Origin of the sequence: Virgibacillus sp. Bac330 (assembly GCF_003667845.1) — a bacterium.
Classification (GTDB): Bacteria; Bacillota; Bacilli; order Bacillales; family Amphibacillaceae; genus Virgibacillus; species Virgibacillus chiguensis.
Map to the genome: position 1 here is coordinate 2,921,085 of NZ_CP033048.1, position 24,994 is coordinate 2,946,078.

Genomic DNA, 24,994 nt, shown 5'->3' on the forward strand with positions numbered 1-24,994 from the left:
TTATTAGGTTTTGCGCGTTGCATCCCAATGGAGCCACCTCCAATTCTCTTATTACATTATAGGAAACGTTCAGATCGTTTCTAGTCTCAGGGGAAAATGCCCCCCGAGAAATGTTTTTACGCCTTTTTAATCCAAAACTTAAATACATCGCCTTCTTCGGCTTCTTGTACTAATTCATGTCCACCAGACTTCGCCCACGCCGTTAAATCACTTTTTGAACCTTTATCTGTTGTATGCACCTCTAAAATCTCTCCTGCATTTATTTCTTCGATCGCCTTCTTTGTTCTTACTACTGGCATTGGGCATGCTAACCCTTTTGCGTCTAATACTTTTGCTGCTTCCATGAATAAAATCCTCCTCTAGTATATTTATGTCAAACAGGGATATCCCTGATTTAAAATACATTTATTTGATAGAATAGAGTACTTCCTCATTGCATCGTTTAGAATGTTAGCGTCATATTGGCATCTTTTGCATATTCAATAAAAGATGCGGCACCAGCAACTTCAATGCCTCCAACAAGTTGTTCCTTTTCTAGCTTCATTACATCCATGGTCATTTGACATGCTAACAGTTTTACACCCATTTCTTGCGCAATACTTAATAATTCTGCAATGGATGGCACATTTGCTTGTTTAAAGCCTTCCTCAAAATGCTCTTTTCCTTCTGGTAATGGAAGGTTTTTATGAGCTTCTTTGTGAATTAAATTTAATCCTTCAAATGTAAAGAAAATGCCTACTTCTGCATCCGATGCTGCAGCTGCTGTTGCTAGATTAAATACTTTATATGCATCAAACAATCCCCCATTTGCTGCAATAATTGCCACTTTTGTATTTGCCATGTTTTTATTCCTCCATATTTAGTTATTTTTTTCAAGTGGTCCTTCCCACTTGGTCATACCTGGAACAACATTGATCACATTATTAAATCCTTGGGAAGTAAGCTTTTGGGCAGCTAAATCACTGCGGCTTCCTGTGCGGCATATAACGTATAATTCTCTTTCTTTGTCTAATTCTTCTAGTCTTACATCCAGTTGATCTAAAGGAATATTTATTGCGCCTGGAATGTGACCAAAGGCAAACTCTGCCGGTTCACGCACATCAAGGATAGAAATAGCATCCTTTGCTTCTACTTTCTTTTGTATATCATTTAAATCAACAACGTTATCATGTTTGGCTTCTTCTTTCTTTTCCGCTTCACTAGCTACGCGGATATAATGTTTCAATACGTCCCCTTCTTCTACCGTACCAATGTATTGGTGCCCTGTGCTTTCAGACCAAGCTTTTATATCCGCTGTGGAACCTTTATCTGTAGCCTGCACTTCAATAACTTCTCCAGCCTTTAAATTGCTAATCGCTTGCTTCGTTTTAACAATTGGCATGGGGCATGACAGCCCTTTGGCATCTAATACTTCATTTGCAGTAATACTCATCTTCATTCCTCCTATATTTCTACTTCTTCATCCCAAGCAAGCATGCCACCAGCTATATTTGTACAATCTATATTGTTTTCCTCTAAAATTTGACATGCAGTGGCACTTCTACCGCCAGAACGACAAATAACATAATAATGTTCATCCTTGTTTAGTTCCTGAACACGATTTGCAACGTCTCCTAATGGGATATGACGTGCTCCAGGTACTTTTCCTAGCGCTACTTCATCATCTTCCCGAACATCAATAATCTTGATTTGTTGATCTTGTTGATACCTTTTTATCAAATCTTGTGTTGTAATTTCCTTCATTTTTCACCCTCCAAAAGCTGTTTGTTTTATATAAATAAGGTTATATTTGCATCTTCGGAATCTCCGACATATGCTCCTACGCCACCGTACTCAATATTGTCGAGCAACTCCTCTTTTTGCAAACCTAATAAATCCATTGTCATCGTACAAGCAAGTAGTTTTATGTCTTGCTCCTGCGCCATAGAGATTAAATCAGGAAGTGGCATAGCATTATGCTTTTTCATGACTTGTTTTATCATTTTTGGCCCTATTCCTAAATAATTCATCTTAGATAGTCCCATTTTATCTGCGCCACGCGGCATCATTTTTCCAAACATTTTCTCCATAAAGCCTTTTTTTAGCGGAGCTTGATTATCTTTTCGTAGTGCGTTTAACCCCCAAAATGTGTGGAAAATCGTTACTTCGTGATCATAGGCAGCAGCACCATTAGCAATAATATAAGCGGCCATCGCTTTATCGTATTCACCACTAAATAGAATAATTGTCGTCCTCTTTTTTTCAGCCATCCATAAACTCCTTTCTTTTTATACATATAGGTGTAGGGGTATTAATTACTATAAAAAAATGGTGACTTGTTTAATCACTATGATTAATAATATTTATTATCTAATGATTTGTCAACTATAAATTCATCTGGTAAAATGATACGGCGCTTCACCTTCGCTTTTGAAGCTACTCACTAAGCAGAGCAACTTTTTTCGTTTCTTACATAATAGCCTTTGACAGCATACCCCTTGTTGCACAAAAATCTAGCAGCAATATTTTTTTCTACGTTATTTGAAGCAACTAAAATAACAGAATTGCTTGGAATATCTTGATAATGCCGATTTAAATAAGCTAACGGTAAACATAAAGCTCGATCCAGCGCATCTTTATAAGATTTATTATAATCTCTTAAATCAACTAAAACGGTTTGATCATCTTTAACAAATAATTCTTCTTCATCTAAACTACTAACTCCCCGCACAGGGATATATCTTTGGTAGGAAAAATATAGAATTAGAACAACTATACTCATATACAACAATGCCATACTACGACTCCTTGTATAGTATATTTAGGCGTTCATATTCGCCTATATCTCTAACAGTACTCTCCCCCTACAACCAGGCACCCATGCCACCTTTTACGTTAGTTATTTTTCCAAATCCTTGTTTTTTTAATACTTTTGCTGCACGCATACTACGCATACCACTTTGACAAATAACGACGACTTCTTTTTGCTTATCTAATTCGTTACAACGATTCGGTAGCTCATGTAACGGTATGTTTTTAAATGGTTTTTGATGATTTGTCTTATATTCTTGTGGGGTACGGACATCAATAAATTGTACTTTTCTATCTTTTAACTTGTTTTTTACTTCTTGTACAGTCATTTGTGTCACGCCTTTTACCGGCATAAACCTGCTAACTATAAACACAACTGCTATCGCAATGATCCCCCATTGCACTATTTCCATATCACTCTCTCCTTATAGGGGTATAGGTATTATTTTCGAGAAATATATATAGGTTTTGTTTTCTAATAGCTCTTCATGTTATCCATCATAGTATCAAGAATGAGTATTAATATATTACGATACACATGGCTCAAACAAGAATGACTAGAGCAACTCGTTTTCTTTGATTTAGAAAAACTATCCTTTTACCATAAGCGTAGTTTTATTTATACAAACATTAAACCTATTGTCCAAAAAAGATGCTTTATCTACTCTTTACAAGCAAATTCACTGCTTCGTTAATGAAAGGTTCTGCCTCTTCATCATCTGCTTGGCGAATACAAGCTTCCAGATTTTTGCTAACTACAAGTGCTGAAGTTCTATCTAGGGCACTCTTTACAGCTGATAACTGCATGACGACATCTTTACAATCTTTTTCTTCTTCCATCATTTTAATAATACCTTTTACTTGTCCTTCTATACGTTTCATACGATTTTTTACTTTTGCATCGTATTTCATGATCGTTTCCTCCTCTCTTCATGGTTATATCTAAATCCACTTCATGTTCAAACTGCTGTTTACTAAAACAGAATTATACCAACGTGGGCGGCAACCCATTTTTAGTCTCCCTCTTAGCGACGAACCGATAATGACTTAGCTTAGGGCGATATCGTGAAGTCGCCTCGTTGCAGAGCGATGGTTTGATACTTTCCTATAATGATAGAAAACTTGACTTTTCTGCAAATATTTATAATGAAAGCCGTATTTTTGCTTCTACGATTTCATTCTTTGTATAATGTAAAATAAATTGGCCACGAGACCATCCTCATTGGTGCATCATTTTCATGCCACAAACTCATTTTATACCCCATTGGGTATTTTGTCAACGGTTTTTGTATCTTAGTAGAATAACTTGGCTTATCATCAAATTTTTATAGCAAAAATGCGGTCTTTTTGTTTATCTATAAATCCTAAACATTTAATTCTTTTCATGGTATTAGAAAAAAAGGTATATCGTCAAGTCTTTTAGGGAAGCTGTAGTTTTCTTATACTATAAACCTGTAAACTTTTATATCTTCCTAGTAGTATAAGGAAAGACCGCTACAAAACCGCGGTCTTCCAAATCTTTCATACTTGTAAAGCTGCAACTTGCTGATTTGTCACTTCTTTATTATTTGCTCTTTCATATGCTTCTAGTAAAAAATCGACAATATGCACAGCATTCATTTCCTTAGACAAACCTTCTCTTTCAATACCTAGCTTCATTTGCAGTAGACAACCTGGATTCGTTGTCACAATCGTTTTTGCATTCGTATTCCTTGCTTGTTCCATTTTATAATCAAGAATTTGCATCGACATTTCCGATTGAACAATATTATAAATGCCTGCTGAACCACAGCAACGACTCGCATCTTTCATCTCTACATACTGAACACCAGAAATAGCCTCTAGCAATTGCCTTGGTTCCATAAATGTTTTTTGACCGTTCTTCAAATGGCAAGAATCTTGATACGTAACGACTTGCTCCGGTAAAGACAGCGGCTGTTTATGAAATTCAAGTTCTACTAACACCCGAGTGATATCTTTGATTTTCGCACAAAAGCGCTCTGCACGTTCATGCCATTGCGGATCATCTTTTAATAAATGAGCGTATTCCACTAAAAAGGCACCGCATCCACCCGCATTTGTAATTATATAATCCACTTCAGCTTCTTCAAAAGCAGCAATGTTGCGTTTTGCCATTTCTCGAGCATGATCCATTTCTCCACTATGTCCGTGTAATGCTCCACAGCAAGCTTGTGTTTTAGGTACAACAATTTCGCACCCAGCATACTGCAATAGCTTCATGGTAGCATCATTTGTTTCCATAAAAATGGTATCCATTAAACAGCCAGAAAAAAACGCTACCTTCTTGGTACGATTTCTGTGGAGTGGCTGTAAGTGATGTGGGCGTCGTTTCATTGCAGAACGCTTTGGAACATCTGGAAGTACTTTTTCCATGGTACGCATCGTCTCAGGAAAAAGTTTCATGACGCCAGTTGCTTGTGCAAGTTTTTGAGCACCAGAACGTTGGTAAAAGCTCAGTAAACCAGTCAGCCCAATCATGCGATTTTGTTGAGGGAAAATATTTTTTAAAAAGATCCCCTTCATTACTTTTTCTGGTAATGTTGGCTTTTTGCTTTGATAAATCGCATCCCTTGCTTGCTCTAATAATCTGCCAAAGTTCACACCAGAAGGACACACGGGTTCACAAGCTCTACAGCCAAGACAAAGGTCAATAGATTCTTTCACTTCTTCACTAGGTTCAATCACCCCGTCGACCAAACCTTTCATTAAAGCGATTCGCCCACGTGGTGAATGGACTTCATTTCTTCCTGTTTCAACATATGTTGGACAACTTGGTAAACAAAACCCGCAACGCGTACAATTCATTAGTTCATCATAATCCATTTTTTCTTGAAAAGCGGTCTGAATGCGTGCTTTTTCTTGTGTATCCATTTATTTCTCCATCTCCTTACTTTGCTTTGTGAGCGGTTCAAACATTTTTCCTGGATTCATAATTCCATGAGGATCTAACGCTTGCTTTATACGGCGCATCGCCTCAACTCCATGCTCTCCCGCTTTCAAATGCAAATATGGAAGCTTCATCATTCCGACACCGTGTTCACCTGTAATCGTTCCTCCAAGCTCAACCGCCTTCTCAAAAATTTCTGCAAATGCTTTTTCTACTAATTCCATTTCTTGCTCATTACGAGCATCTGTAAGACATGTCGGATGGAGGTTTCCGTCACCAGCATGACCGAATGTACAAATAGTTAGCTCGTACTTTGCAGCAATTTCCCCAATTGCTTTTACCATTGCTGCAATTTTCGAGCGTGGCACCGTAGCATCTTCCAAAATCGTTGTCGGCTTTAACCGAGATAGAGCGGATAACGCTGTTCTCCGCGCTGCCGTCAATTGCTCTGCCTCTTCATCTGTTTGCGCCACCTGTACATCAAATGCTTGATTATCTTTACATAACGACGCAATCTTTTCCATATCACGAGCGACTACTTCAGGTGGCCCATCTTGTTCAATTAATAATACTGCTTTCGCTTCTGTCGGCAATCCAATTTTGGCATAGTCTTCAACAACTTGTACGGTCGCTTGGTCTAAAAATTCCAAGGTGGCAGGAATAATGCGGTTGGCAATAATCGCTGACACACTTTCCGCGGCAGCTCCTAAATCATGATAAAGGGCAAGCATCGTTTGTTTTGTTTCTGGTTGTGGAACAAGCTTTAAGATCGCTTCGGTAATAACCCCAAGCGTCCCCTCTGCTCCGACATACAATCTTGTCAAATCGTACCCCGCTACATCTTTGGCAAGCTTTCCACCAGTTTGAATGATCTCACCGTTTGGCAAAACGATCTCAAGTCCAAGCACGTAATCTCTCGTCACACCATATTTAAGTCCACGCAGTCCACCAGAGTTCTCACTAATATTCCCCCCGATTTGCGATATGTGCATTGAACCTGGATCTGGCGGATAGAAAAGACCTACTGCTTGCGCTCTATCTAAAATATCTTTTGTATATACCCCAGCCTGTACGGTCATAGTTAAGTTTTCTTCATCAATTTCTAAAATTTCTCGCATGTGCTTAAAAATAAGCACTATTCCTCCTTCTGAAGGCGTTGTGCCAGCACATAGATTTGTCCCAGACCCACGAGGTACAATTGGTATTTGATGTTCATTACAAACTTTTACCACGGCTGAAACCTCATGTTTATTTCTCGGTGCTACCATTGCATCAGGTAATGTCTGATACCTTGGCGTAGAATCATACGAATAAGCGAGTAAACTTGCATTGTTATCTTCTACATTATTTTCCCCGACGATTGCGATTAGCTTTTCTCTTACATCCCTATTTAACATACACATTCTCCTACATAGTAATAATTCTATTTTAAGAAAAATTAAAAGAAAAATAAATGTATATATGAACAAAAATCCAGTAGAGAAAACGCATTCTTTTGGTTCAATGTACAATTTTTAATTATAAAAACGCTTTATATGAAATCTGTTTACAAGCTGTAACATTTCGTGGTTCGTATATCAAATTCTAGACCCTGCGCTGGCTATAACTGTTGTCATTTTGAACTTCAGCAACTTTACATTTTATCCCTTATTATACTTACATGATGATAAGCGAAAGGCCATATACAATAACATAACATCATCCAACTTTTTAAGATTTAAATTAGTAATTTCTGCAATTCGATTTAGCCGGTAATGCAATGTATTTTTATGAATATGTAAAGTATTCGCCGTAACTTGCATTTGCATATCATGAGAAAACCAGCTCGCTAGCGTCTTCATTAGCTCTTCTTCTTTTACTAACTCTTTTAAAGTTCGACAAATAAACGTTTCTTTTGTTTGCGCACTAATTTCATGTTCGAGCATTTCAAAACGTAAATCCGCTTCAAACACAACAGGATTTGTCCCATCAGCATGTTCGCTTGCCTTTACTGCTTGCGAAAACGATGCCGATAAGTGCTCTGGCTCAACAATATTTCCAACCCCAGCATACAAGTGTTCATCTAATTCTTGGTATACAGCAGCGATCCATTTGCGTAGGCAATGATCTAATAACGATGCCTCTACTGCTTCAACTAACATGACAATTCGGTCCTGCCCCCACCTTACAAACAAAGCACCGACGAAATCATCCCAAGCAGATTTCAATTTTTCAAATCGATGGTACGAAAATCCAGTTAGTAATTCTTTTCTTTTAAATACAACTACTTGCTTATAAGCTTCCATGTTGATATGAAAAAATTTACTTCTTTCGACTAAACTCGTATAGCTGCTCGTCTGATTAAGCCAGTCAAAGATAAAAAATTCGACGTCACGTGCTTTGCTTTCCTGATTTATTCTAGTTAGCGAATCCTGTATAAATAGTTCTGTCACTTTTTGTACCAATCTAGCATATGGCTCTACGATAGACGGGTTACCAGTAATCCCAAGGACACCCAAAGGAATTTTATTAATCACAATTGGAAACACGACGCCTTCTCTTACGCCATGTAGTTTTTTGGTTAATTCTTTTGACATGATCATTTTTTCTTTATGTTGCATTGCTATACAAGCACCCTCATGGTAATTGCCAATTCGTTTAGCATCTGTACTCGCCACAATATAACCTTGCTGATCTGTTACAATTACTTCTTCTTTAATAAGCCGATTCATTTCCTGAACAATCGAGTTATAGAGCCGATCTGTTTGCAGCAGAATATTTTCCAATGCTTTTCACCTACTCGTTTGTATTTCTACATTATTTTATCACGCAAACAATAAAGCTGTCTTTCGATCAGCTACATGCGTATTTCGATATTGCTATTAAAAAACAGAGCGAGTTAGAAAAAAGGAAGGGAAATGCCGTTTTTGTTTTTCTTCTCATCTGTTTATTGCTCCGTCCCTTTTATTTGCAACTATTCTGTTCATCCTTTAGACTTGTCCTATTCAAATAATTCTATTAATTCTATTGATTTTTAGCATGTATAAAGTTTTTTATGGATAGGAGTTTACTCAGATGAATTTAAAAAAAGGGAACCATAATTGTATTACGGATATTGCAGGAGTCCAAGTTGGACATGTCACGTTATATGAAAAATTAGATGAGGAACAAACTATTTGCACTGGAGTAACGGCCATATTGCCGCATAAAGGCAACCTATTTCGTCATAAAGTCCATGCCGGGAGTGCTGTGTTAAATGGATTTGGCAAAACAACAGGATTAGTTCAAATAAATGAACTCGGACTTCTGGAATCACCAATTATGCTGACAAATACATTTAGCGTTGGTTCTGTTTGGCAAGGAACGCTCGACTATATGCTCGATACAACAGAAGAAATTGGCGACACGACAAGTTCTATTAATATTGTTGTCGGAGAATGTAATGACAGTTATTTAAATACAGCGCGCTACCCTGCAATCAAACCAGAACATGCTGTCAAAGCGATTAAATCAGCTAGCGCCTCGCCTGTAGCTGAAGGCGCAGTTGGTGCGGGAAAAGGAATGATATGCTTTGGTTATAAAGGGGGAATCGGAACAGCTTCACGTATCGTTTCACATAAATCCATAAACTATCAAATTGGCGGGATCGTATTAAGTAACTTCGGCAAAAGAGGTGATGCGCTCTTTGCTCGTTGGGAGCCAGTCCAACAAGATACCCCTGATGGTTCCATCATGATGATCTTAGCAACAGATGCACCACTACTCGAGAGACAATTACAAAGACTTGCTAAACGTTGTGCTGCGGGTCTTGGGCGCACTGGTAGTCAATTAGCGAACGGCAGTGGTGACATTGCCATTGCTTTTTCAACTGCGAATAAAGTCTCACACGCTACCGATTCCTACACACAAACCGTTGACTATTTACGGGATGATCATCCGTTAATGAACCAGCTGTTCCAAGCGGTCGTTGAAATTATTGAAGAATCGGTGATCCGCTCTTTACAAATGGCAGAGACGACAGAAGGAAGAAAGGGACGAATTGTAACAAAGGCTCCGTTATAGAAACAGAATGCATTCACAAGAGAATACTCATCTCATTATGCTAACAGGTAGGATCACACCACCTTAAAAATACACGAGCCTCATTGGCATAATGAGCGATGTTTTATCTAGCAAAGTTTAACGAGCTATTCCACAGGGAACACCACATCTACAACCACATTTATGAAGGAGTGAGGATCACTATGCGAACAAATCTAAACCATTTTATTAACGGTGAATGGATCGGCTCAACTGGTTCCGAAACGATACAAGTATGCAATCCTGCGACCGAAGAAGTGATTGGTGAGATTAGTTCTGGAACCGAAGAAGACCTCAATAAGGCAGTGGCTGCAGCGAAAGCAGCTTTCCCATCTTTTTCAAAAACGTCAAAAGAAGAACGAATCCAATTGTTAGAAGCCATCGCCAATGAGTATGAAAATAAAAAAGACGAACTGATTGACGTAATTACAGAAGAATTAGGATCTCCAGTATCTATTTCCCAAAATGTTCACTACACCATGGGATATAACCATTTCAAGCATGCAGCCGAAGCATTAAAAGATTTTTCTTTTGAGGAAAATCGAGGAAATCATAAAATTCGCAAAGAATCAATTGGTGTAAGTGGTTTAATTACACCTTGGAACTTCCCGACTAATCAGACCTCGACAAAAATAGCGGGAGCTATTGCAGCCGGTAGTCCAATGGTATTAAAACCAGCTTCGATGACACCTTTTGCAGCTATGATGCTAGCTGATATCTTGGCAACGGCTGGTGTTCCAAAAGGTGTGTTTAATTTAGTAAACGGTTCTGGTTCAACGATTGGTAATGGCATTAGCAAACATCCAGATATTGATTTTGTCTCCTTCACAGGTTCAGGAAAAGTAGGCGAAAAAATCATGAAAAATGGAGCAGAAACAATTAAAAAAGTAGCTCTTGAACTTGGAGGGAAATCACCACTTGTCGTATTAGAAGATGCAGACATGGAAAAAGCTGCGAAAACTGCGGCTTGGAATATTATGATGAACACAGGTCAAGTTTGCTCTGCAGCAACAAGAGCAATTATTCCAGCTTCGAAAAAAGAGGCATTTGAAAAAGCAGTCAAACAAGCTGTTTCCTCTTTTGAATATGGAGACCCAAAACAAACAGAAACAAAAACAGGGCCGCTTATATCTAAAGATCAATGGGATACGGTACAATCCTATATTGAAAAGGGGATTCATGAAGGAGCAACTTTACTCCTCGGTGGCACTGGAAAACCAGAAGGCCTAGAGACAGGCTATTATGTAAAACCAACCGTGTTTACAGATGTAACCAATGATATGGTCATTGCTCAAGAAGAAATTTTTGGTCCTGTACTCTCTGTCATCACCTATAATGATTTAGATGAAGCGCTAGAGATCGCTAATGATACGATTTATGGTCTGGCAGGTTACGTTGTCGGCAAAGATAAAGAGACACTTGCTCACGTAGCCAACAATATAAAAGCCGGACAAATTACGGTGAATGACGGAAAGACCGATTTCTTTGCTCCGTTTGGTGGCTATAAACAATCGGGTATTGGCAGAGAATGGGGCGATTACGGTATAGAGGAGTACCTCGAAGTAAAAGCGATTATGGGGTTATCTTCATGAACAATCGACACTTAGCATAGCTTCAAAGTAGCTGCCTTTATTGTTCTATGGCACAATTCCCAGAACGTTTCTTCAAAGCGTTTCCCATTGTTCAGTTAAGATTTATTAAATGACGAAGCCGCATAATAACTTACTATTATGCGGCTTCATTAGGTGTTATAACAACAGATAAACCAAACAGGCTTTCTCCATCAAAGATTAGCATATCAAATTGTGCTTTGCATCGAATAGACCAAGATTATTTAACACGAGTCTTTATTTAATCTTCATCTTTCACGTCCAAATCTTCAGGAATCGGTTCATTGAGGTAGTCTTGAATCATCGCCCGATATTTTTCTACCTGCTCAAAATGGGTTTGAAATTGTTCACTGTTAATGAGAAATTGTTCCCCATCATGCACAGCTCTAACTCTTCCTTGTAACACAAGTGCATGTAATTGCTTTTCATTCATAGACAAATATTCTGCTGTCTCAGGAATCGTCATGTACATACATCCTCATTCCTCCCTAAAAGTATCCTGTTGTTATGGAGAAAGCGATCATATATCTAATAGAAAGTCATACTTGTCTGCAACTGTTTTCTCCCCGACGATAGCCGATAATTCTTCGACAAAATTAAATAAAATATACCGTAACGAACACGAAGCTCCCATGAACTTCAGCTGAGCTTCCTTTTGTAGTATTTCAATCTAACTTCTAAAATATACGGCATGAAATAAAAGATCAACTAGTTGCAACAACTATATATGACAATAAGGGTAATTTAGTTGAACCCAACAACAATGATAATGATTTAATACCACCTCTAGCTGCAACTGCTCCAACAAAAGTTAAATATCTTAATAACTTAGCATCTTACCAATCAAATGGATTTTACAAATTTGGACGTAGGTACGGCGGGTATACATTTATTTACAACAAATAACTCCTCTAAAAAGTTTAGAATTACCTTGAAAAAAGGAGGATTTGGCGTCAATACGCATACTTGGGATCAAACACCATTAGATGTATTTGAATCTATTAATCTTCCATTGAGTGGGTCCCTATACACAATTAGAACATATCAGTATTTCTATTTTCTTGTAGACAATCCAAAAAAAAGGTCAAACAAATAAGGTACAGGCAATTAAATAGGTTAATTTCCTAGATCACAAAAAAACCATACCAGTGCGGTATAGGTGGTTATGGTTTTGAAGATGTTATTTTCGGCTCTTCGCTAAATACGATGAAATAGCATAAAACACAGTTTAATAGCTTCTATAAAATCTATGAAAAAACCAAATCAAAACCGGACAAGGGAACGGATTTAATTGCTTCGCTCCACAATCACCACCTGATACAAGTCCAATTAAGCAACATCTTATTCGATGTATAATTTTCTTTCTAGGTGGTATCCTAAGTATTGGACAAGGGAACGGGTTTGGTTGCGAGCGACACATGACTCCATACTGATACCTGTTCTTTTTATTTGATGGAAAAGTCTAGTTTCCCAGCAAGAAGATACACCATAGCTACAATATTTTTATCAGACCGGTACCCTCTTGCCTTTCGTTTAGCCGTCTGGAACAAGCTGTTAATACCCTCTAAAATACCATTATTTAATTGCGATTGAAACCATTGAACTACACCATCAAAATGCTTTTTTAACGTCTTTGCCAGCTTTATCATTGGTTCTAGTCGAGATCGTAATCCCCATTGTATCCAGTCTTCCAATACCATAGGAGCGATGGGAGCAGGGTATTGATAAATTTCTTGCAAACAAAGTCGCATACGATAAGCTTTGGCAGTATCTAATTCTGTATCTTTCAGTTTATCCAGCATGGCTTTTTGTTTCTTCGTTAAATTTTCTTCATTTTTCAACCAAGCATAACGGGTATTTTTGAGCTCAGCACATGTCTTACGCTCGTTGCGACGAACTTCGTCTACAGCTTTGTTAGCCTCTTGAATCACATGAAATTTATCAAAAGTGATAGAGGCTTCCGGAAAATAGTCAGAGGCGCCTTTAATAAAAGCAGGTGACATATCCATGCAGACTTCTGTTATATTTTTCGCATGACCACCTTGTTCTTCTAGGCGTTCTTTACACGTTTTCCATGTAGCAGCATCTTTTCCTTTGGCAACATGAATGACATTCTTTTTATCTGAGTCCACAAATATAGTAATATATTGGTGCCCGCGCTTTGATGACGTTTCATCCGTATTAATCTTAGTAACATGAGAAAGGTCTTGATGAGCCATAGCTTGATCTACATAATGATGTAATATTCGCCATAAACGTGTATCGTGCTCCCCCACTAAGCGACTTACTGCATTCATTGGCATGTCTTTAACAAGCATCATAATCCACGCATCAAATAGCTTTGTAAAAGAAGCTCGTGGTTTTATAGCCCAAGGGATAGAAACACGACGCTTTTTTCCGCAGTTTTCACAATCTGTACGTGGGTGTTCTGCATGAATATAGCATGGGTATTCTAAAAAGTTTAAATGACGCCATGTCCGGTTGTAATCAGCAATATCAAAAAAACGTTGATTTTTAGCCCCGCACTCCGAACATGAAAATAAAGCATCTCTATCTACTTTTAAATAGACATCTAGCTGTTGCTTTATTTCATCAAATATACAGACATGGATATACCAAGGTTCTGGAATATGGAACACATTTTCAATATCCTTAATTTCTATTAACATATGAAAACCACCTAACATTTTATTTTGATAGTTTTCAGTATGTCCAACCTTATTTCATTTTAATCAGCGAAGGGGCTTATTTTCTATACACTTGCCCTCTATTATCAACTTTCAATACATTTATCACAAGCTTCAGGTCAATAATATCAAAAATAATTCTAAAGTCTCCTACTCTTTTTCTATAAGCATTGTCACCTTTTAATTTCTTAACGTCCTTTGCTCTATAGGGGTTCTCAGACAATTCCAACATAGCATTTCTAATTCTTTTCTTGGTGACTTTATCTTGTTTTTCAACAAATTTCTTAGCTTGTTTGGAAAAAATAATATCGTACATTACTTTTCCAATTCCCCAAACACTTCATCGAATGAATAAAACTCTCCATTTGCAATTTCTTTTCGTGCGATATCCAAATCTTTTTTGTCCTCATCGCTCAAAGTTTCTTCGCCGATTATTTTTTCAAATAAATCTGCAGCTTTTGGTAATTTATCTGCGGGTAGGTCATCAATTAATTTGTGTAACATTTCGCGATTACGGTCAAATATGCGACTCATTGTTATCACCTCATTTGGTTATATTTTACCACACATTATTTTATTATTCCAAAATAGTTTTGGAAATCTATGCTAGAGGTTTTACTTGAAGTCACAGAAAAAATTGTGTTCCTGCTTTGTTCCTTTTTGGGGTCAAATTGCCCCTTTAATTTGGTGTAATGCTTAAGGATTTGCGTTCTGAATCTGTGCTGATAATACAACAAAGGGGCTGTTTCACAATCAGGAAACTGAGCGTGCAACTGTTTTCTCTCCCAAAGCGAATCATGGTGATAGCCGATAATTCTTCGACAAAATTAAATGAAATATACCGTAACGAACACGAAGCTCCCCATGAACTTCAGCTGAGCTTCCTTTTGTAGTATTTCAATCTCATTTCTAAAATATACGGCATGAAATAACACACAAACAAGACAAGGTTATTGCACACCGCTTTCTAGTATTGAAAATGTCTTTGCCTCACAATTCATTTCCGCCATTGCTCCGTAAGGCAAAATAAATTTCGGTTCTGTATGGCCAAAGTTCAAATTAAACAGGACTGGCAAATGTTCTAAATCATACTCTTGTAACACTGTCCCAATTATAGTTTTATATTCTTCATAATACTGCTCTTGCTGCGGTTTTGCAAAAATCATACCGTTTACTACGTGCAAAATGCCTTGGGCAGCATAATTTCTTAACCAACGTTTCACATGGTCTGGTGATGGTTTTTCTTCTGATGTTTCAAAAAATAACATGCCATCCTTCCAATGATCCATTTTCGGCCAAAGCTCTGTCCCTTTGGCAAATTCCAATACTTCCATACATCCACCGATTAAGTGCCCCGAAACAATGCCTTTTCCTTGTAGCAACTCATATCCGTTATTCGGTTGCATACTCCTTTTTATCTGGCTGTTTGCAGGGACGAACCAATCTAAAAACTCACTCGTCCATTCCTTTGCTGGTTCCACTTTGCCAATCGGTTTCCGAGAAAAAAGCGTTCGCTCGATAAAATCAATGGTATATTCATGCATCTCCACATTCTCAGCAAAATCGGTTAATATGGCTGGACCGTAGAAAGAGGATAGACCTGCTTTGTAACAGAACAAATGCACCATCGTTGCATCAGAATAACCCATGAAGATCTTCGGATGATTACGAATGACAGTAAAATCAATGTATGGTAAGAGTCGAATGCTATCTTCCCCGCCAATGTTGGCAATAATCGCTTTAATGGTTGGTTCTTGAAAGGCTTGCATCAAATCCTCCGCTCGAGCTTGTGGATTTTCATAGACATATGCGGCACCTTTTAAACTGTTAGGCATTGGCACAACTTCCAGCCCAAACACCTCTTCTAACCGCCTTACACCAATTTCATAACGATAGCGAAGTTCAGCCTCACCTGCCCCACCCCAACTTGGGCTCACTGTTGCCACACGATCCCCTTTTTGCAGCTTATTTGGTTTCATCAACATCCTATCATCCCCTTCTATAGACGTATCTTTTCCTTCACAACCTTCATTATATTTGCAACTGGTAAAGAGCCGCCATTGACAACTTCATCAGCGGAATCTTTTACACGCTCCATCGCTTCAAAGGCTTTTCTTCCGTATGACAAATAATCTTTCATATAGGAAACTACATCTAGTTCATGATAGTCCCTTATTACTCTCCTTGCCATGGCAATATCCAATGGAATATCAATAAAAATTGCCAAATCAAGTGTATACTTTAAACTCTCATTTAAGTGAGCAAACGGATAATCTAGAAAAATATAGTGAGGTTAGCAGTTTCATAATAGCGTTTCACATCATGTACGAAAGGATCCAGTTTCCATTCATTATAATTTGCACCACGTTTTACCCAACTAGCAAAATCAGTAGGAGCATTAGCAAAATGATAATCATCGAAATATAACGCTATTGCGTTATCGTACTCCGCTTCCAATTGTTTCGCTATAGTCGTTTTACCGCTACCAGAAACACCTGATATCGATACAACATAAGTTTTATCCATGATTTGTCAACTCCCTTATGCGCCTCATATACATCATGACATTCGTTACATCTTCTTGCTGGAACGCAAAATCAAGCGTATGCGCCACATGTTTGGATAACTTCGTAAATAAGTCACACATCGTAAATAATGCTTCCCAAATCCGCTCAAGATCCTTACCGCAGCTATATGTCTTCCTGTATTTCTCCCAGTCCTCTTCATCTAAATAGTTAGGATAGTACTTGCCAAGCTTTCCTGCACTAACTGAGAAATTCGTTTTCACGCCAATATACCAATCGATCATTTGCATAAGTGCATTGCGGTTAATTTGTTCGTACATAAACATCGTGTACGTTATCTCTTTCCGCCATAACCCTTTACTAATATTCAAACAAATCCACCAAAATTCATTACACACATCCGCAAATTCCTGCTCGCTTGGTCGTTGAATATAATAATCTCGTTCACTAGGTGGAGGTAATTCGCCAATTAACTGATCTTTATCCATCAATAACACGCTTAAACTATCAAATGGTTGAAACAAAGCAAGCTTTTCTTCCGGAATTAATGTTAAGTCGAGCCGATTTCCATCCTTAAATTGCATCAAATAAACAAAATGACCTTTATTCTCTGGCGGTGGTGTAACTTTTCCCTCAGGCATTTGCATCATGATCCGATCACCAAACACATCCACCCATGAATGATTTGAAGTAAAGGAAGCCATATTGTTCACCACATAAACAATATCAAAATCTTGAAACATATCCTTTTCCACATTTGGATTGGCTCGCGAACCATTTAAAACTACTGCTCGTATTCGTTCATCCTGTTGCGCTGTTTGCATAATAAGCTGCATCATTTCCTGTTCCGTTCGCATCGAAATACTCCTTTCACCAGCTTGATTTTTTCGACTTTTTTAATTATAAGGAATTATATCATAATCCAACGAACCATATGTGTACTTTTATTAAAAATTTGTAGTGCGACTCTGGAAGCTAACAAATTAGGAACTTCAAATAATTAATTGTACATCAAGGACTCCGCCTATAAACCCCATTAATTGTCTGTAAATTTCGAATGATTCATGTTATAATAGATGCCAAAGATATATATGTAGTATTAACACCTATTTTTGTTGTAATAATATCTCATAGTGAACCATCCATTTTACCGATTTTTTAGAATAAAGAATACAAACTCTTTTCCCCATACAAAATTCGCAAAACTCAATGCAGTTCCCTATAGGTAAGGAAGGAGGTAGAAATATTGACCAATCATGATAGATGGTTTATTCAAATTCGAAAAGGCCTCGCTGAACTCGCTGTTATGATTCTAATGAAAGACAGTGCTGTGTATGGATACCAACTTACGAAAGCATTAAAATCCAATCCCATGTTTGAGCTTTCGGATGGGTCTATTTATCCACTTTTAAAAAGATTAGAAGCTAACCAACTAGTAGATACGTATTGGGATAACCCAGATACGGGCTTACGCAGAAAGTACTATCAACTATCTAAAAAAGGCGCGCAAGTTTTATCGGAACGATTAAACTTGTTTCAAGAATCGATGGATTTGTTATGGAAATTACAGAAGGAGGTTACGAATGATGAAGATCAAAAGCACTGATACTTATTTAAGAAAATTAGAAGAAGAGCTGATAGAATTACCGAAAGAGGAACGAAAAGCTATCGTAGCTGAAATTGAGGATCATTTCTCCAATGCCATCATGGAAGAAACAATGCAAGGTAATAGCAAAGAAGATGCCGAGCGCCTTGTACTTCAAACTTTCCATTCTCCTGATGTTTTAGCTGAATCCTATGTAACGTCTTCTAACACGAGCAATTTCGATCAACTTACTATATCTGTTTTTATTATTGGCTTATGGAGTGCGGCAAGTGGGACTTTACTTGCACAATTACTAGATATTTATGATCTTGGCAGGTTAACTGCAGGTATGCTTGGGGTAGCTATTTCTATTATTCATCTATTCTGTAAAAAAGAGTGGCGAAAATTAGAAGTGCAAACATTACGTGCTTTCAAGTATGTCATCCCTTTCGTTTTGTTCCCTGCCTCCCTTTTCTTATTTTGGCTTCAAGGGGAGATTAACGTCTATACAATCACCTATTTAATTAGTTTTTGGATATTTATTGGACTATGTTATAGCTTATTTCAATGGTTTTATAAACGGGTGATGAGTTAATTGTTTCATGAACAGCTGGTTATAAGGTAGCATACTGTAATCATTGGAAGATAGCAAAATATGAATGGAGGGAAGAAAGAGCAAACGCATTACATTTAGTATTTTTTAGTATGCCTCATTTAACTACGATGTCATCCTATAGACCTAACGTGAATTCAAGTCAAAAAACTATCCCATAGACCTTTTGGATCTATGGGATAAAGTAGTAAACTTCTTTAATTCTTCTCTAGCTTTTCCAATCGTTTCTCTATACTTTCTGTTTTTCGCAACTGCGTAACCATACGCTTAATTAACTGAATTTCCGCTTGAGCTGTCATAATATGATCTTGTGCATGAATCATGAAAAAACTTGGTGTCACACTTTCAGTTTGCCCTTGAATCAATTCCGTTTGATATTTATGTCCTTGAACAAATTCTTCATGCGCTTCTTCCAGTTTCTTTTCTGCTTCCGTAAAATCATATTCTTCTGCCGCATCTAATGCTTCATAAGCTGCACCGCGGGCATTGCCGCCGTGCAGTATGAGCTGCATCATAATCTCTTCTCCGTTCATTTCTAACACTCCTCTTAGTTGCCTACTGCTGCTTGTTCTTCCTCTTTTTCCTGCATAGTTAATTGTTTTTCATATTTCTTAAAGAATGGATAATAAATCACCGTAGCAATAATGGCGTTCATAATTTGCACTAATCCCGCTAACCATGAACCACCTGTGGCAATAAATCCGCCAAGGAAAATAGGTACTGTAAATGGTGGTTGAATAATAACCGGTGGCAAGATGCCAGTTGCAAATAAAATGTAGTTCACAGTAACAATAATTGCTGGTCCTAAAACAAATGGGATGATTAAAATTGGGTTCAACACGATTGGCACTCCAAAAATAACTGGCTCGTTAATATTAAACAGCGATGGGATAATAGCTGTTTTCCCTACTTGTTTTAATTGCGCTGAAGTTGAGAACAGCATAAAAATAACCAGTCCGAGCGTAGCACCAGACCCCCCAATATGTGTAAACATATGGAAGAATGGCTCTGTAACGATACCAGATGCTTCTGTACCTGCTTTCACAGCATCCGCATTCTCCGCTAGCTGCGTCATCCAAAATGGATACGCAACAGAAGAAACAACGTTCATCCCATGAATACCAATGGACCATAAAATAAGCATTAAAAGTATCATACCAAGTGCTGCCCAATACGAATTCGATGCACTAACTAATGGACTGAATAAATCCAGTACTAATTGCGGTAGTGTTACTTCATAATTGGCCCAAACGATCCAAGCGATAATCCAAACGAGCGGTAAAATAATCATAAATGGAATTAGTGCTCGGAATGTTCGCATCACATATGGCGGTACTCCCGCTGGCATTTCAAACGTAAAGCCTTTCTTAATTAAAAAACGCATGAGTTCTGTCGTAACAATCCCTAAAATGATGGCAACGAATAATCCTTGTCCACCTAAATAATTTAAAATATCGCCAAAAGGAACTTTCGTAATGTCCGTTACAGGAAAAGCAGTCATGAAAAAGGCCAACATAGAAAGTATCCCTGCCATCACCGCATCCATATCATGTCTCGTTGCTAAACTATAGCCAATACCAAATGATACCGTTAAAGCCATTAAACCAAATGTTAAATTAAATGGAAATAACAGTTCGGCTTGAATCGGTGACACTGCTCTTTCCCATGCTTGAATAGGTCCCCAATCGATAGCTGATGGTGGATTGGCAATAATTAAGAAAATAGCTCCTGTTATAATAACCGGTAAAGCAAAAATAACAAAAGCATCACGAATTGCTTGTAAATATTTGTTTTGCGCGATTTTACCTAAAGGTTCCATTAAATGATTTTCTAACCATTCAATCATTGTTCACGCCTCCTATTTATTCATCAATTTTAAAACTTGATCCAATACTTTATCGCCATCCATTAATGCGAAGGCACGTTGATCCACTAGGTCAACTGGGATGTCATATTGCTCTGCTGTTTTGGTCACTTCTTTCCTCAAATGGCGAACTTGTGGTTCGAGTAAAGCTACATTATAATTACTCGCTTTTTGCTTAAATTCACCTGTCCCTCCTGCGTCAACCGTTACAGACAGACCTCGATTCTCTGCTGCCTCTTGCACTTTTTTCGCTAATTGACTGGAAGTTGCTCCCCAACTACATAAAATAATTAATTTGATTTCTTGATTGTTTTCCATTTTCCATTTCTCCCATCTATTATTTCGTTTTGTTTTTCGCATGACTTAAAATGTTCTTCGCCATGCTATCCACTCTTTTATAGTGGCGCATAAGCCAATAAGAAAACCATGAAGCTAAACAAATGACGATTGAAAAAGCGATACCAAATCCTAAAATGAGATTTGCAGATTCTTGATTCGTCCATAGTGCATATATGCCGTACCCAACCCATATTGCTGTAAATAAAACGGCATACATCGTTAAAAACTTCTTCACTATCCTCCCTCCCCTCTGATTTGTGTCCTCTCATTTTCTATATATGCAAAAATCATGCCAACACAAATAAACCCTTTCAAATCAAGGGTTTCAGCCAATTAAAAAAATGTGTGCAGAAATCTTGCACACATTAACGCGACAATTTTTGTAATGCATTGCGAATCGGTTCATAAATTGGGAGATGGTATTTTGCTTCTAACTTGGTAAACAGTGGCTCCCAAATTTCCTTTTCCCCTTCTGCTACTGTAAACTGCCGATCAATTGGTACAGAAGCAAGCAACTGCTCCATATTATTTTGCAATTTTGCACATACTAAACGATCCATTAAGCTACCAAGATGCATCCACATCCCTAACTTCCTATTTACATCCCAATGATAGTAGGTTGCAATAGGTTCCATATAATCATTTAAAATTGCTACTAATGATTGCGGATTAATAAAAGTGACAATTTCCGCAAGCCCTTTAGACACAAGTGGAAAGACTTCATTCTGCTTTATTTCTCCTTCTCGTAATTTCGGAGATTTTCGCGTCACTTCTAGTAATTTAGTCATTCTCGCAATGCCTTCTTCTTGTAAAAGCTCCCAAGCAGGAATATAAGGCACTCCTTCTATCGTAACAGGAACTGTTCCAATAATAGCGACAATATCATAATGTTGTTTTAACTCCTCCAACATGGAGGCATCTTTTGTAGTCGGATCAATGCGCACAGAACGAATGAGAACATCCTCATCTACTTCTGCTAATTGATCCTCAATCCACGATTCTAGTAATTGCGCAGCCCCTTCTCCTGTAAAACAAACGGTAGTAATCATACGCTTTTTTTCTACTGGGGAATAATTTGTTTTCTCTTTCACAAAAATAGTCATTGCTTTTTTCGTAGCTTGATACATTTCTTCTAAACGCACATTGGAAATAAGTGACTTTCTCCCCGCTTCTAATACCATTGGTAAATTAACACTCGATAAGGTTTTTACTTCCACATCCAAATCATGCTTTATCGCATCTCCCATCGTTATTAAAGAGCCAATATCTACAAGTAAGAGCGCACCTTTTATATGTGTCATCGTACTTATCTTTTGCTTTACCTGCTGATATATTTCTGTAGCTGAAACATGTAATGGCATATCAATCGCTTGAATGACTTCATTTCCTAATAACATATTTGTCACTTCTGCCATGGAAGAAGCAGTAGCTTCCCCGTGTGTAACTAAAATAACCGCTATCGATTGCTCAGCGTGAAGCACATTGCTTTCGTTAGCCGTTAAAAAGTGAGCCAATAAGGCAATTTCTTCTTCTGGTAATGCTAATCCTATCGTTGTATGTAAATGGGTAGCTAACTGTTGCGCCGCTTCTCGGTATGCTGGGTTAGGATGCACAACAATGGGGAGTTCTTCCCTTGCTTCATGTTGATGGTTGCGATAATTTTGTAAATGCAAACCAATCACGTACAATTGATTATTATTAAACTGGACAGGCAAATCAGATAGTCGATTTTTAGCATCTAATAAAGCATGAAACAAATCCTCATCAATTAATTGTTGCCACCCTTGCTGCACAAAGTCGGGCTGACGATATTTCTTTGATAAATCAGCAATATATTTTTGAATGGTTGTATGAATTGATTGATGATCCGCTTGTTTAGCTATTTTTTGATAAATATTAGGGAGATGCTCACTAATCGCTTTTTCCCTTTCAATGGTAGAAGTTACTTCTCGTTGTTCTAAAGAAGAAGAGCTACCGAAGCTGGCAATATTATCTGGTAAATCTGCTATTTGAATTGTTACTTTTTCCTTCTGTTTATTTAAGTAACGTAAATAAGCGTGTGCACAAGCAATTTGAATGTCACTTTTTAATTGACCTATATTTCCCGGACAAGGATATAAGAGCAGCGCTTCACGGCTTTGATCTGTTATAGCTAAACTCGTATCCATTTTGTTCGCTTCTTGGCGCAAGAAATAATTAACAAGCTCTTCTCTTTCCTCCCAAGTTCTCTCTTTTAACGACGGTAATGTCAATTTAATCGAAAACCGCCGAACTAAAGCAGGAAGTAATGCCTTATGCGGATCTTCGGTGGTCGCTCCGATAATCGTAATCGTAGCATACCGATCTTTCGTCGCTTCTCCTAGCACACGATAAACACCTTTATCCATTAAATAAAACAACATCTCTTGACCAGAAGGAGGCAAGCGGTGAATTTCATCTAAAAAAAGGATACCTCCATCAGCTTTCTCTACAAGACCAGTTCGATCTTCATTTGCACCCGTAAAAGCGCCTTCTTTCACCCCGAAAATTTGTCCTACTAATAACTCTGCGTTTTGTGCGTAATCTGCACAGTTAAATGTTACAAATGGGACATCCCCTTGATCGCCCATCCGTTTTCTAGCTAATTTGCATAAAGTTTCTGCAAGATACGTTTTCCCCGTACCTGTTTCCCCCGTAAGTAAAATCGGGATATTTCGCGAAGGATATAATAAAGCTGCCATCCCTTGTTCTAAAATAGGACGCAAACTTTTGCCAATACCATCTGCATCGTTTAAGCCTGTCTCTTCCGCGTGCATATTTGCGATATATTTCACTGGTTTTCCTGGTACTTTTACGGCATCCTTTTGCTTTACTAACTCATTTAAGTAGCGACTCGCCGTAGAACGATCAATATGCAAAAGCCCGCTGACATCTTTTGCTGTTACTCCTTCCCGTTTGCCTGATTCTGTACGTAGCACCGCTTTTACTTCGTTTATTTTACTCATTATCGAAACCTCATTTACATTTATCTTTACACTCTTTTATTGTAACAGCTTACACAAATAATTACATAGATACCCTTTGCCCTTAGAAGCTGTAAGGCATTTTACAGTAGCCAAGAAGCAAAATTCCAATGAATGCATGAAAACGTACTGCTATGAATTAAAATAAGTTACAAAATAGAAAGCATGTGAGTTTTTTCGCAATAGATGACTCCACTCCTTAGAAAACGTTGTCTATTTTTAGACAACGAACCCCTTGGTCTTTTAACATTAAAAATGTAGAAGGAGGCATGACTATTTATTAAAAATCAAATGTGACCGCTGCGGAAAAGGAGACAAGTATAAGAATCCTTTCTGTAGTTATCCTGTGGTGATTTAATCTATTGGAACGGAGCGTTTATCATGTACTAGATGCATGATAAACGAGGCTGCACGACTAGAAAATGAGCCTCATTAGCTTTTAAAAAATTACTACTAGGACATTTTAGGTAGTAATCCTACTATTGATATTGCTATAAAAATTGGGTGATAAGGAATCGTTTTTATAAATAATTTTGTCATATTTTCAGATGTTTTGACAACCTTTGTGGAAAGTATTGCAATTTAACAAATAAATGAGCATACTTATTTTTGTGTGTTTCCGACATAACACCTAAAAATTTTCAAATTAGAAAGGAAGATTTGTAACCATGAAAGTGATTGACCCAGATCCATCTAGATTGGCTGCAAGTATTCATGACAAAAAGCAAGAAATGATTACACTAGGTTTAAAGTACGGCTTAACTGATCGAAGAACTGTAAAATGCAGTCAACAGCTTGACAAGCTATTAAACTTACACAATAGTTTAAGACCTTTTTATGTAGCTAGCTTTACATTTCTTTATTTTCTAGCTTAATGCATACAATGAATGAATAATCACTCATTGTATTGGCGAAGTTATCTATGAATGGATGATTCCATTAATTGTGAAACAAAAAGATGTCACTATTGTTTCTTTACCCTATATAGATGAGGCAGATAAACATTACTTCT

Annotated in this window: 29 protein-coding genes; 5 read left to right on the top strand and 24 right to left on the bottom strand. The window is 37.7% G+C overall.

Translation table 11 applies throughout. The features are described 5' to 3' along the window. Window positions 1–116: 116 nt before the first annotated feature. The 11 genes from D9780_RS13485 to D9780_RS13535 form a co-directional block, all read right to left on the bottom strand. Window positions 117–344, bottom strand: coding sequence for a sulfurtransferase TusA family protein (locus tag D9780_RS13485; protein WP_121640440.1), 228 nt, complete (start codon window positions 342–344; stop codon window positions 117–119). Between the two features lie 98 nt (window positions 345–442). Then, a complete protein-coding gene (locus D9780_RS13490) occupies window positions 443–841 on the bottom strand; it encodes a DsrE/DsrF/DrsH-like family protein (protein ID WP_073011140.1) in 399 nt (132 codons plus the stop codon). Between the two features lie 18 nt (window positions 842–859). Continuing rightward, window positions 860–1,432: a sulfurtransferase TusA family protein gene (locus D9780_RS13495; protein WP_121640441.1), complete on the bottom strand. Its 573-nt coding sequence runs from the start codon at window positions 1,430–1,432 to the stop codon at window positions 860–862. A gap of 11 nt (window positions 1,433–1,443) precedes the next feature. Further along, complete coding sequence (locus D9780_RS13500) at window positions 1,444–1,743, bottom strand: rhodanese-like domain-containing protein (protein ID WP_073011136.1); 300 nt, start codon at window positions 1,741–1,743, stop codon at window positions 1,444–1,446. A gap of 26 nt (window positions 1,744–1,769) precedes the next feature. Next, window positions 1,770–2,249, bottom strand: a complete 480-nt coding sequence (locus D9780_RS13505) for a DsrE/DsrF/DrsH-like family protein (protein ID WP_121640442.1) — start codon at window positions 2,247–2,249, stop codon at window positions 1,770–1,772. A 173-nt stretch (window positions 2,250–2,422) separates the two neighbouring features. Continuing rightward, complete coding sequence (locus tag D9780_RS13510) at window positions 2,423–2,776, bottom strand: rhodanese-like domain-containing protein (RefSeq protein WP_116277666.1); 354 nt, start codon at window positions 2,774–2,776, stop codon at window positions 2,423–2,425. Between the two features lie 67 nt (window positions 2,777–2,843). Next, window positions 2,844–3,203 (bottom strand): rhodanese-like domain-containing protein, encoded by a 360-nt coding sequence (locus D9780_RS13515; RefSeq protein ID WP_121640443.1) that lies wholly within the window; start codon window positions 3,201–3,203, stop codon window positions 2,844–2,846. Window positions 3,204–3,447: 244 nt separating this feature from the next. Then, on the bottom strand, window positions 3,448–3,702 hold the full coding sequence (locus D9780_RS13520; RefSeq protein WP_073011127.1) for a metal-sensitive transcriptional regulator: 255 nt from the start codon (window positions 3,700–3,702) through the stop codon (window positions 3,448–3,450). Between the two features lie 609 nt (window positions 3,703–4,311). After that, window positions 4,312–5,682, bottom strand: a complete 1,371-nt coding sequence (locus D9780_RS13525) for a (Fe-S)-binding protein (protein WP_121640444.1) — start codon at window positions 5,680–5,682, stop codon at window positions 4,312–4,314. Next, the gene (glcD, locus tag D9780_RS13530; RefSeq protein ID WP_121640445.1) at window positions 5,683–7,095 is read right to left on the bottom strand and encodes a glycolate oxidase subunit GlcD; all 1,413 of its coding nucleotides are present in this window, start codon (window positions 7,093–7,095) and stop codon (window positions 5,683–5,685) included. A 243-nt stretch (window positions 7,096–7,338) separates the two neighbouring features. Continuing rightward, window positions 7,339–8,463 (bottom strand): CdaR family transcriptional regulator, encoded by a 1,125-nt coding sequence (locus D9780_RS13535; protein ID WP_121640446.1) that lies wholly within the window; start codon window positions 8,461–8,463, stop codon window positions 7,339–7,341. A gap of 289 nt (window positions 8,464–8,752) precedes the next feature. Between D9780_RS13535 and D9780_RS13540 the strand changes: the two genes are divergently transcribed. Further along, window positions 8,753–9,739, top strand: coding sequence for a DmpA family aminopeptidase (locus D9780_RS13540; RefSeq protein WP_121640447.1), 987 nt, complete (start codon window positions 8,753–8,755; stop codon window positions 9,737–9,739). A gap of 182 nt (window positions 9,740–9,921) precedes the next feature. Further along, window positions 9,922–11,349, top strand: coding sequence for an aldehyde dehydrogenase family protein (locus tag D9780_RS13545; RefSeq protein WP_121640448.1), 1,428 nt, complete (start codon window positions 9,922–9,924; stop codon window positions 11,347–11,349). A 259-nt stretch (window positions 11,350–11,608) separates the two neighbouring features. Here D9780_RS13545 and D9780_RS13550 read toward each other — a convergent pair whose 3' ends face one another. The 8 genes from D9780_RS13550 to D9780_RS13585 all read right to left on the bottom strand — a co-directional run bounded on the left by D9780_RS13550 (window position 11,609) and on the right by D9780_RS13585 (window position 17,436). Next, on the bottom strand, window positions 11,609–11,839 hold the full coding sequence (locus tag D9780_RS13550) for an excisionase family DNA-binding protein (protein ID WP_073011109.1): 231 nt from the start codon (window positions 11,837–11,839) through the stop codon (window positions 11,609–11,611). A 973-nt stretch (window positions 11,840–12,812) separates the two neighbouring features. After that, entirely contained in the window at window positions 12,813–14,036 is a 1,224-nt protein-coding gene (locus D9780_RS13555; RefSeq protein WP_121638963.1) for an ISL3 family transposase, read from the bottom strand. 76 nt (window positions 14,037–14,112) lie between these two features. Continuing rightward, on the bottom strand, window positions 14,113–14,370 hold the full coding sequence (locus D9780_RS13560; RefSeq protein ID WP_116277658.1) for a type II toxin-antitoxin system RelE family toxin: 258 nt from the start codon (window positions 14,368–14,370) through the stop codon (window positions 14,113–14,115). Further along, window positions 14,370–14,588, bottom strand: coding sequence for a hypothetical protein (locus tag D9780_RS13565; protein WP_073011101.1), 219 nt, complete (start codon window positions 14,586–14,588; stop codon window positions 14,370–14,372). Before D9780_RS13565 ends, D9780_RS13560 begins: the two co-directional genes overlap by 1 nt. A gap of 416 nt (window positions 14,589–15,004) precedes the next feature. Then, window positions 15,005–16,039: a S66 family peptidase gene (locus tag D9780_RS13570; RefSeq protein WP_121640449.1), complete on the bottom strand. Its 1,035-nt coding sequence runs from the start codon at window positions 16,037–16,039 to the stop codon at window positions 15,005–15,007. 14 nt (window positions 16,040–16,053) lie between these two features. Continuing rightward, a complete protein-coding gene (locus tag D9780_RS13575) occupies window positions 16,054–16,281 on the bottom strand; it encodes a nucleoside/nucleotide kinase family protein (RefSeq protein WP_084723725.1) in 228 nt (75 codons plus the stop codon). A 47-nt stretch (window positions 16,282–16,328) separates the two neighbouring features. After that, on the bottom strand, window positions 16,329–16,580 hold the full coding sequence (locus D9780_RS13580; RefSeq protein ID WP_116277655.1) for a nucleoside/nucleotide kinase family protein: 252 nt from the start codon (window positions 16,578–16,580) through the stop codon (window positions 16,329–16,331). Then, window positions 16,573–17,436: an aminoglycoside 6-adenylyltransferase gene (locus tag D9780_RS13585; RefSeq protein WP_121640450.1), complete on the bottom strand. Its 864-nt coding sequence runs from the start codon at window positions 17,434–17,436 to the stop codon at window positions 16,573–16,575. The genes D9780_RS13580 and D9780_RS13585 overlap by 8 nt, the downstream gene beginning before the upstream one ends. Window positions 17,437–17,825: 389 nt before the next feature. On the opposite strand from D9780_RS13585, the gene D9780_RS13590 reads away from it, so the two are divergent. Then, window positions 17,826–18,185, top strand: coding sequence for a PadR family transcriptional regulator (locus D9780_RS13590; protein ID WP_240458694.1), 360 nt, complete (start codon window positions 17,826–17,828; stop codon window positions 18,183–18,185). Then, a complete protein-coding gene (locus D9780_RS13595; protein WP_121640451.1) occupies window positions 18,163–18,759 on the top strand; it encodes an HAAS signaling domain-containing protein in 597 nt (198 codons plus the stop codon). The genes D9780_RS13590 and D9780_RS13595 overlap by 23 nt, the downstream gene beginning before the upstream one ends. Before the next feature lie 215 nt (window positions 18,760–18,974). Here the strand turns inward: D9780_RS13595 and D9780_RS13600 are convergent, their stop codons facing one another. The 5 genes from D9780_RS13600 to D9780_RS13620 all read right to left on the bottom strand — a co-directional run bounded on the left by D9780_RS13600 (window position 18,975) and on the right by D9780_RS13620 (window position 23,964). Continuing rightward, window positions 18,975–19,310, bottom strand: coding sequence for a PTS sugar transporter subunit IIA (locus tag D9780_RS13600; protein ID WP_121640452.1), 336 nt, complete (start codon window positions 19,308–19,310; stop codon window positions 18,975–18,977). 14 nt (window positions 19,311–19,324) lie between these two features. Beyond that, the gene (locus D9780_RS13605; protein ID WP_121640453.1) at window positions 19,325–20,623 is read right to left on the bottom strand and encodes a PTS sugar transporter subunit IIC; all 1,299 of its coding nucleotides are present in this window, start codon (window positions 20,621–20,623) and stop codon (window positions 19,325–19,327) included. Window positions 20,624–20,635: 12 nt separating this feature from the next. Next, complete coding sequence (locus tag D9780_RS13610; RefSeq protein ID WP_073012841.1) at window positions 20,636–20,959, bottom strand: PTS sugar transporter subunit IIB; 324 nt, start codon at window positions 20,957–20,959, stop codon at window positions 20,636–20,638. 19 nt (window positions 20,960–20,978) lie between these two features. Continuing rightward, entirely contained in the window at window positions 20,979–21,215 is a 237-nt protein-coding gene (locus D9780_RS13615; RefSeq protein ID WP_073012839.1) for a hypothetical protein, read from the bottom strand. A 130-nt stretch (window positions 21,216–21,345) separates the two neighbouring features. After that, on the bottom strand, window positions 21,346–23,964 hold the full coding sequence (locus tag D9780_RS13620) for a sigma 54-interacting transcriptional regulator (protein ID WP_121640454.1): 2,619 nt from the start codon (window positions 23,962–23,964) through the stop codon (window positions 21,346–21,348). A 686-nt stretch (window positions 23,965–24,650) separates the two neighbouring features. On the opposite strand from D9780_RS13620, the gene D9780_RS13625 reads away from it, so the two are divergent. Beyond that, window positions 24,651–24,857 (top strand): aspartyl-phosphate phosphatase Spo0E family protein, encoded by a 207-nt coding sequence (locus D9780_RS13625; RefSeq protein ID WP_073012835.1) that lies wholly within the window; start codon window positions 24,651–24,653, stop codon window positions 24,855–24,857. The last annotated feature ends 137 nt before the right edge of the window (window positions 24,858–24,994 follow it).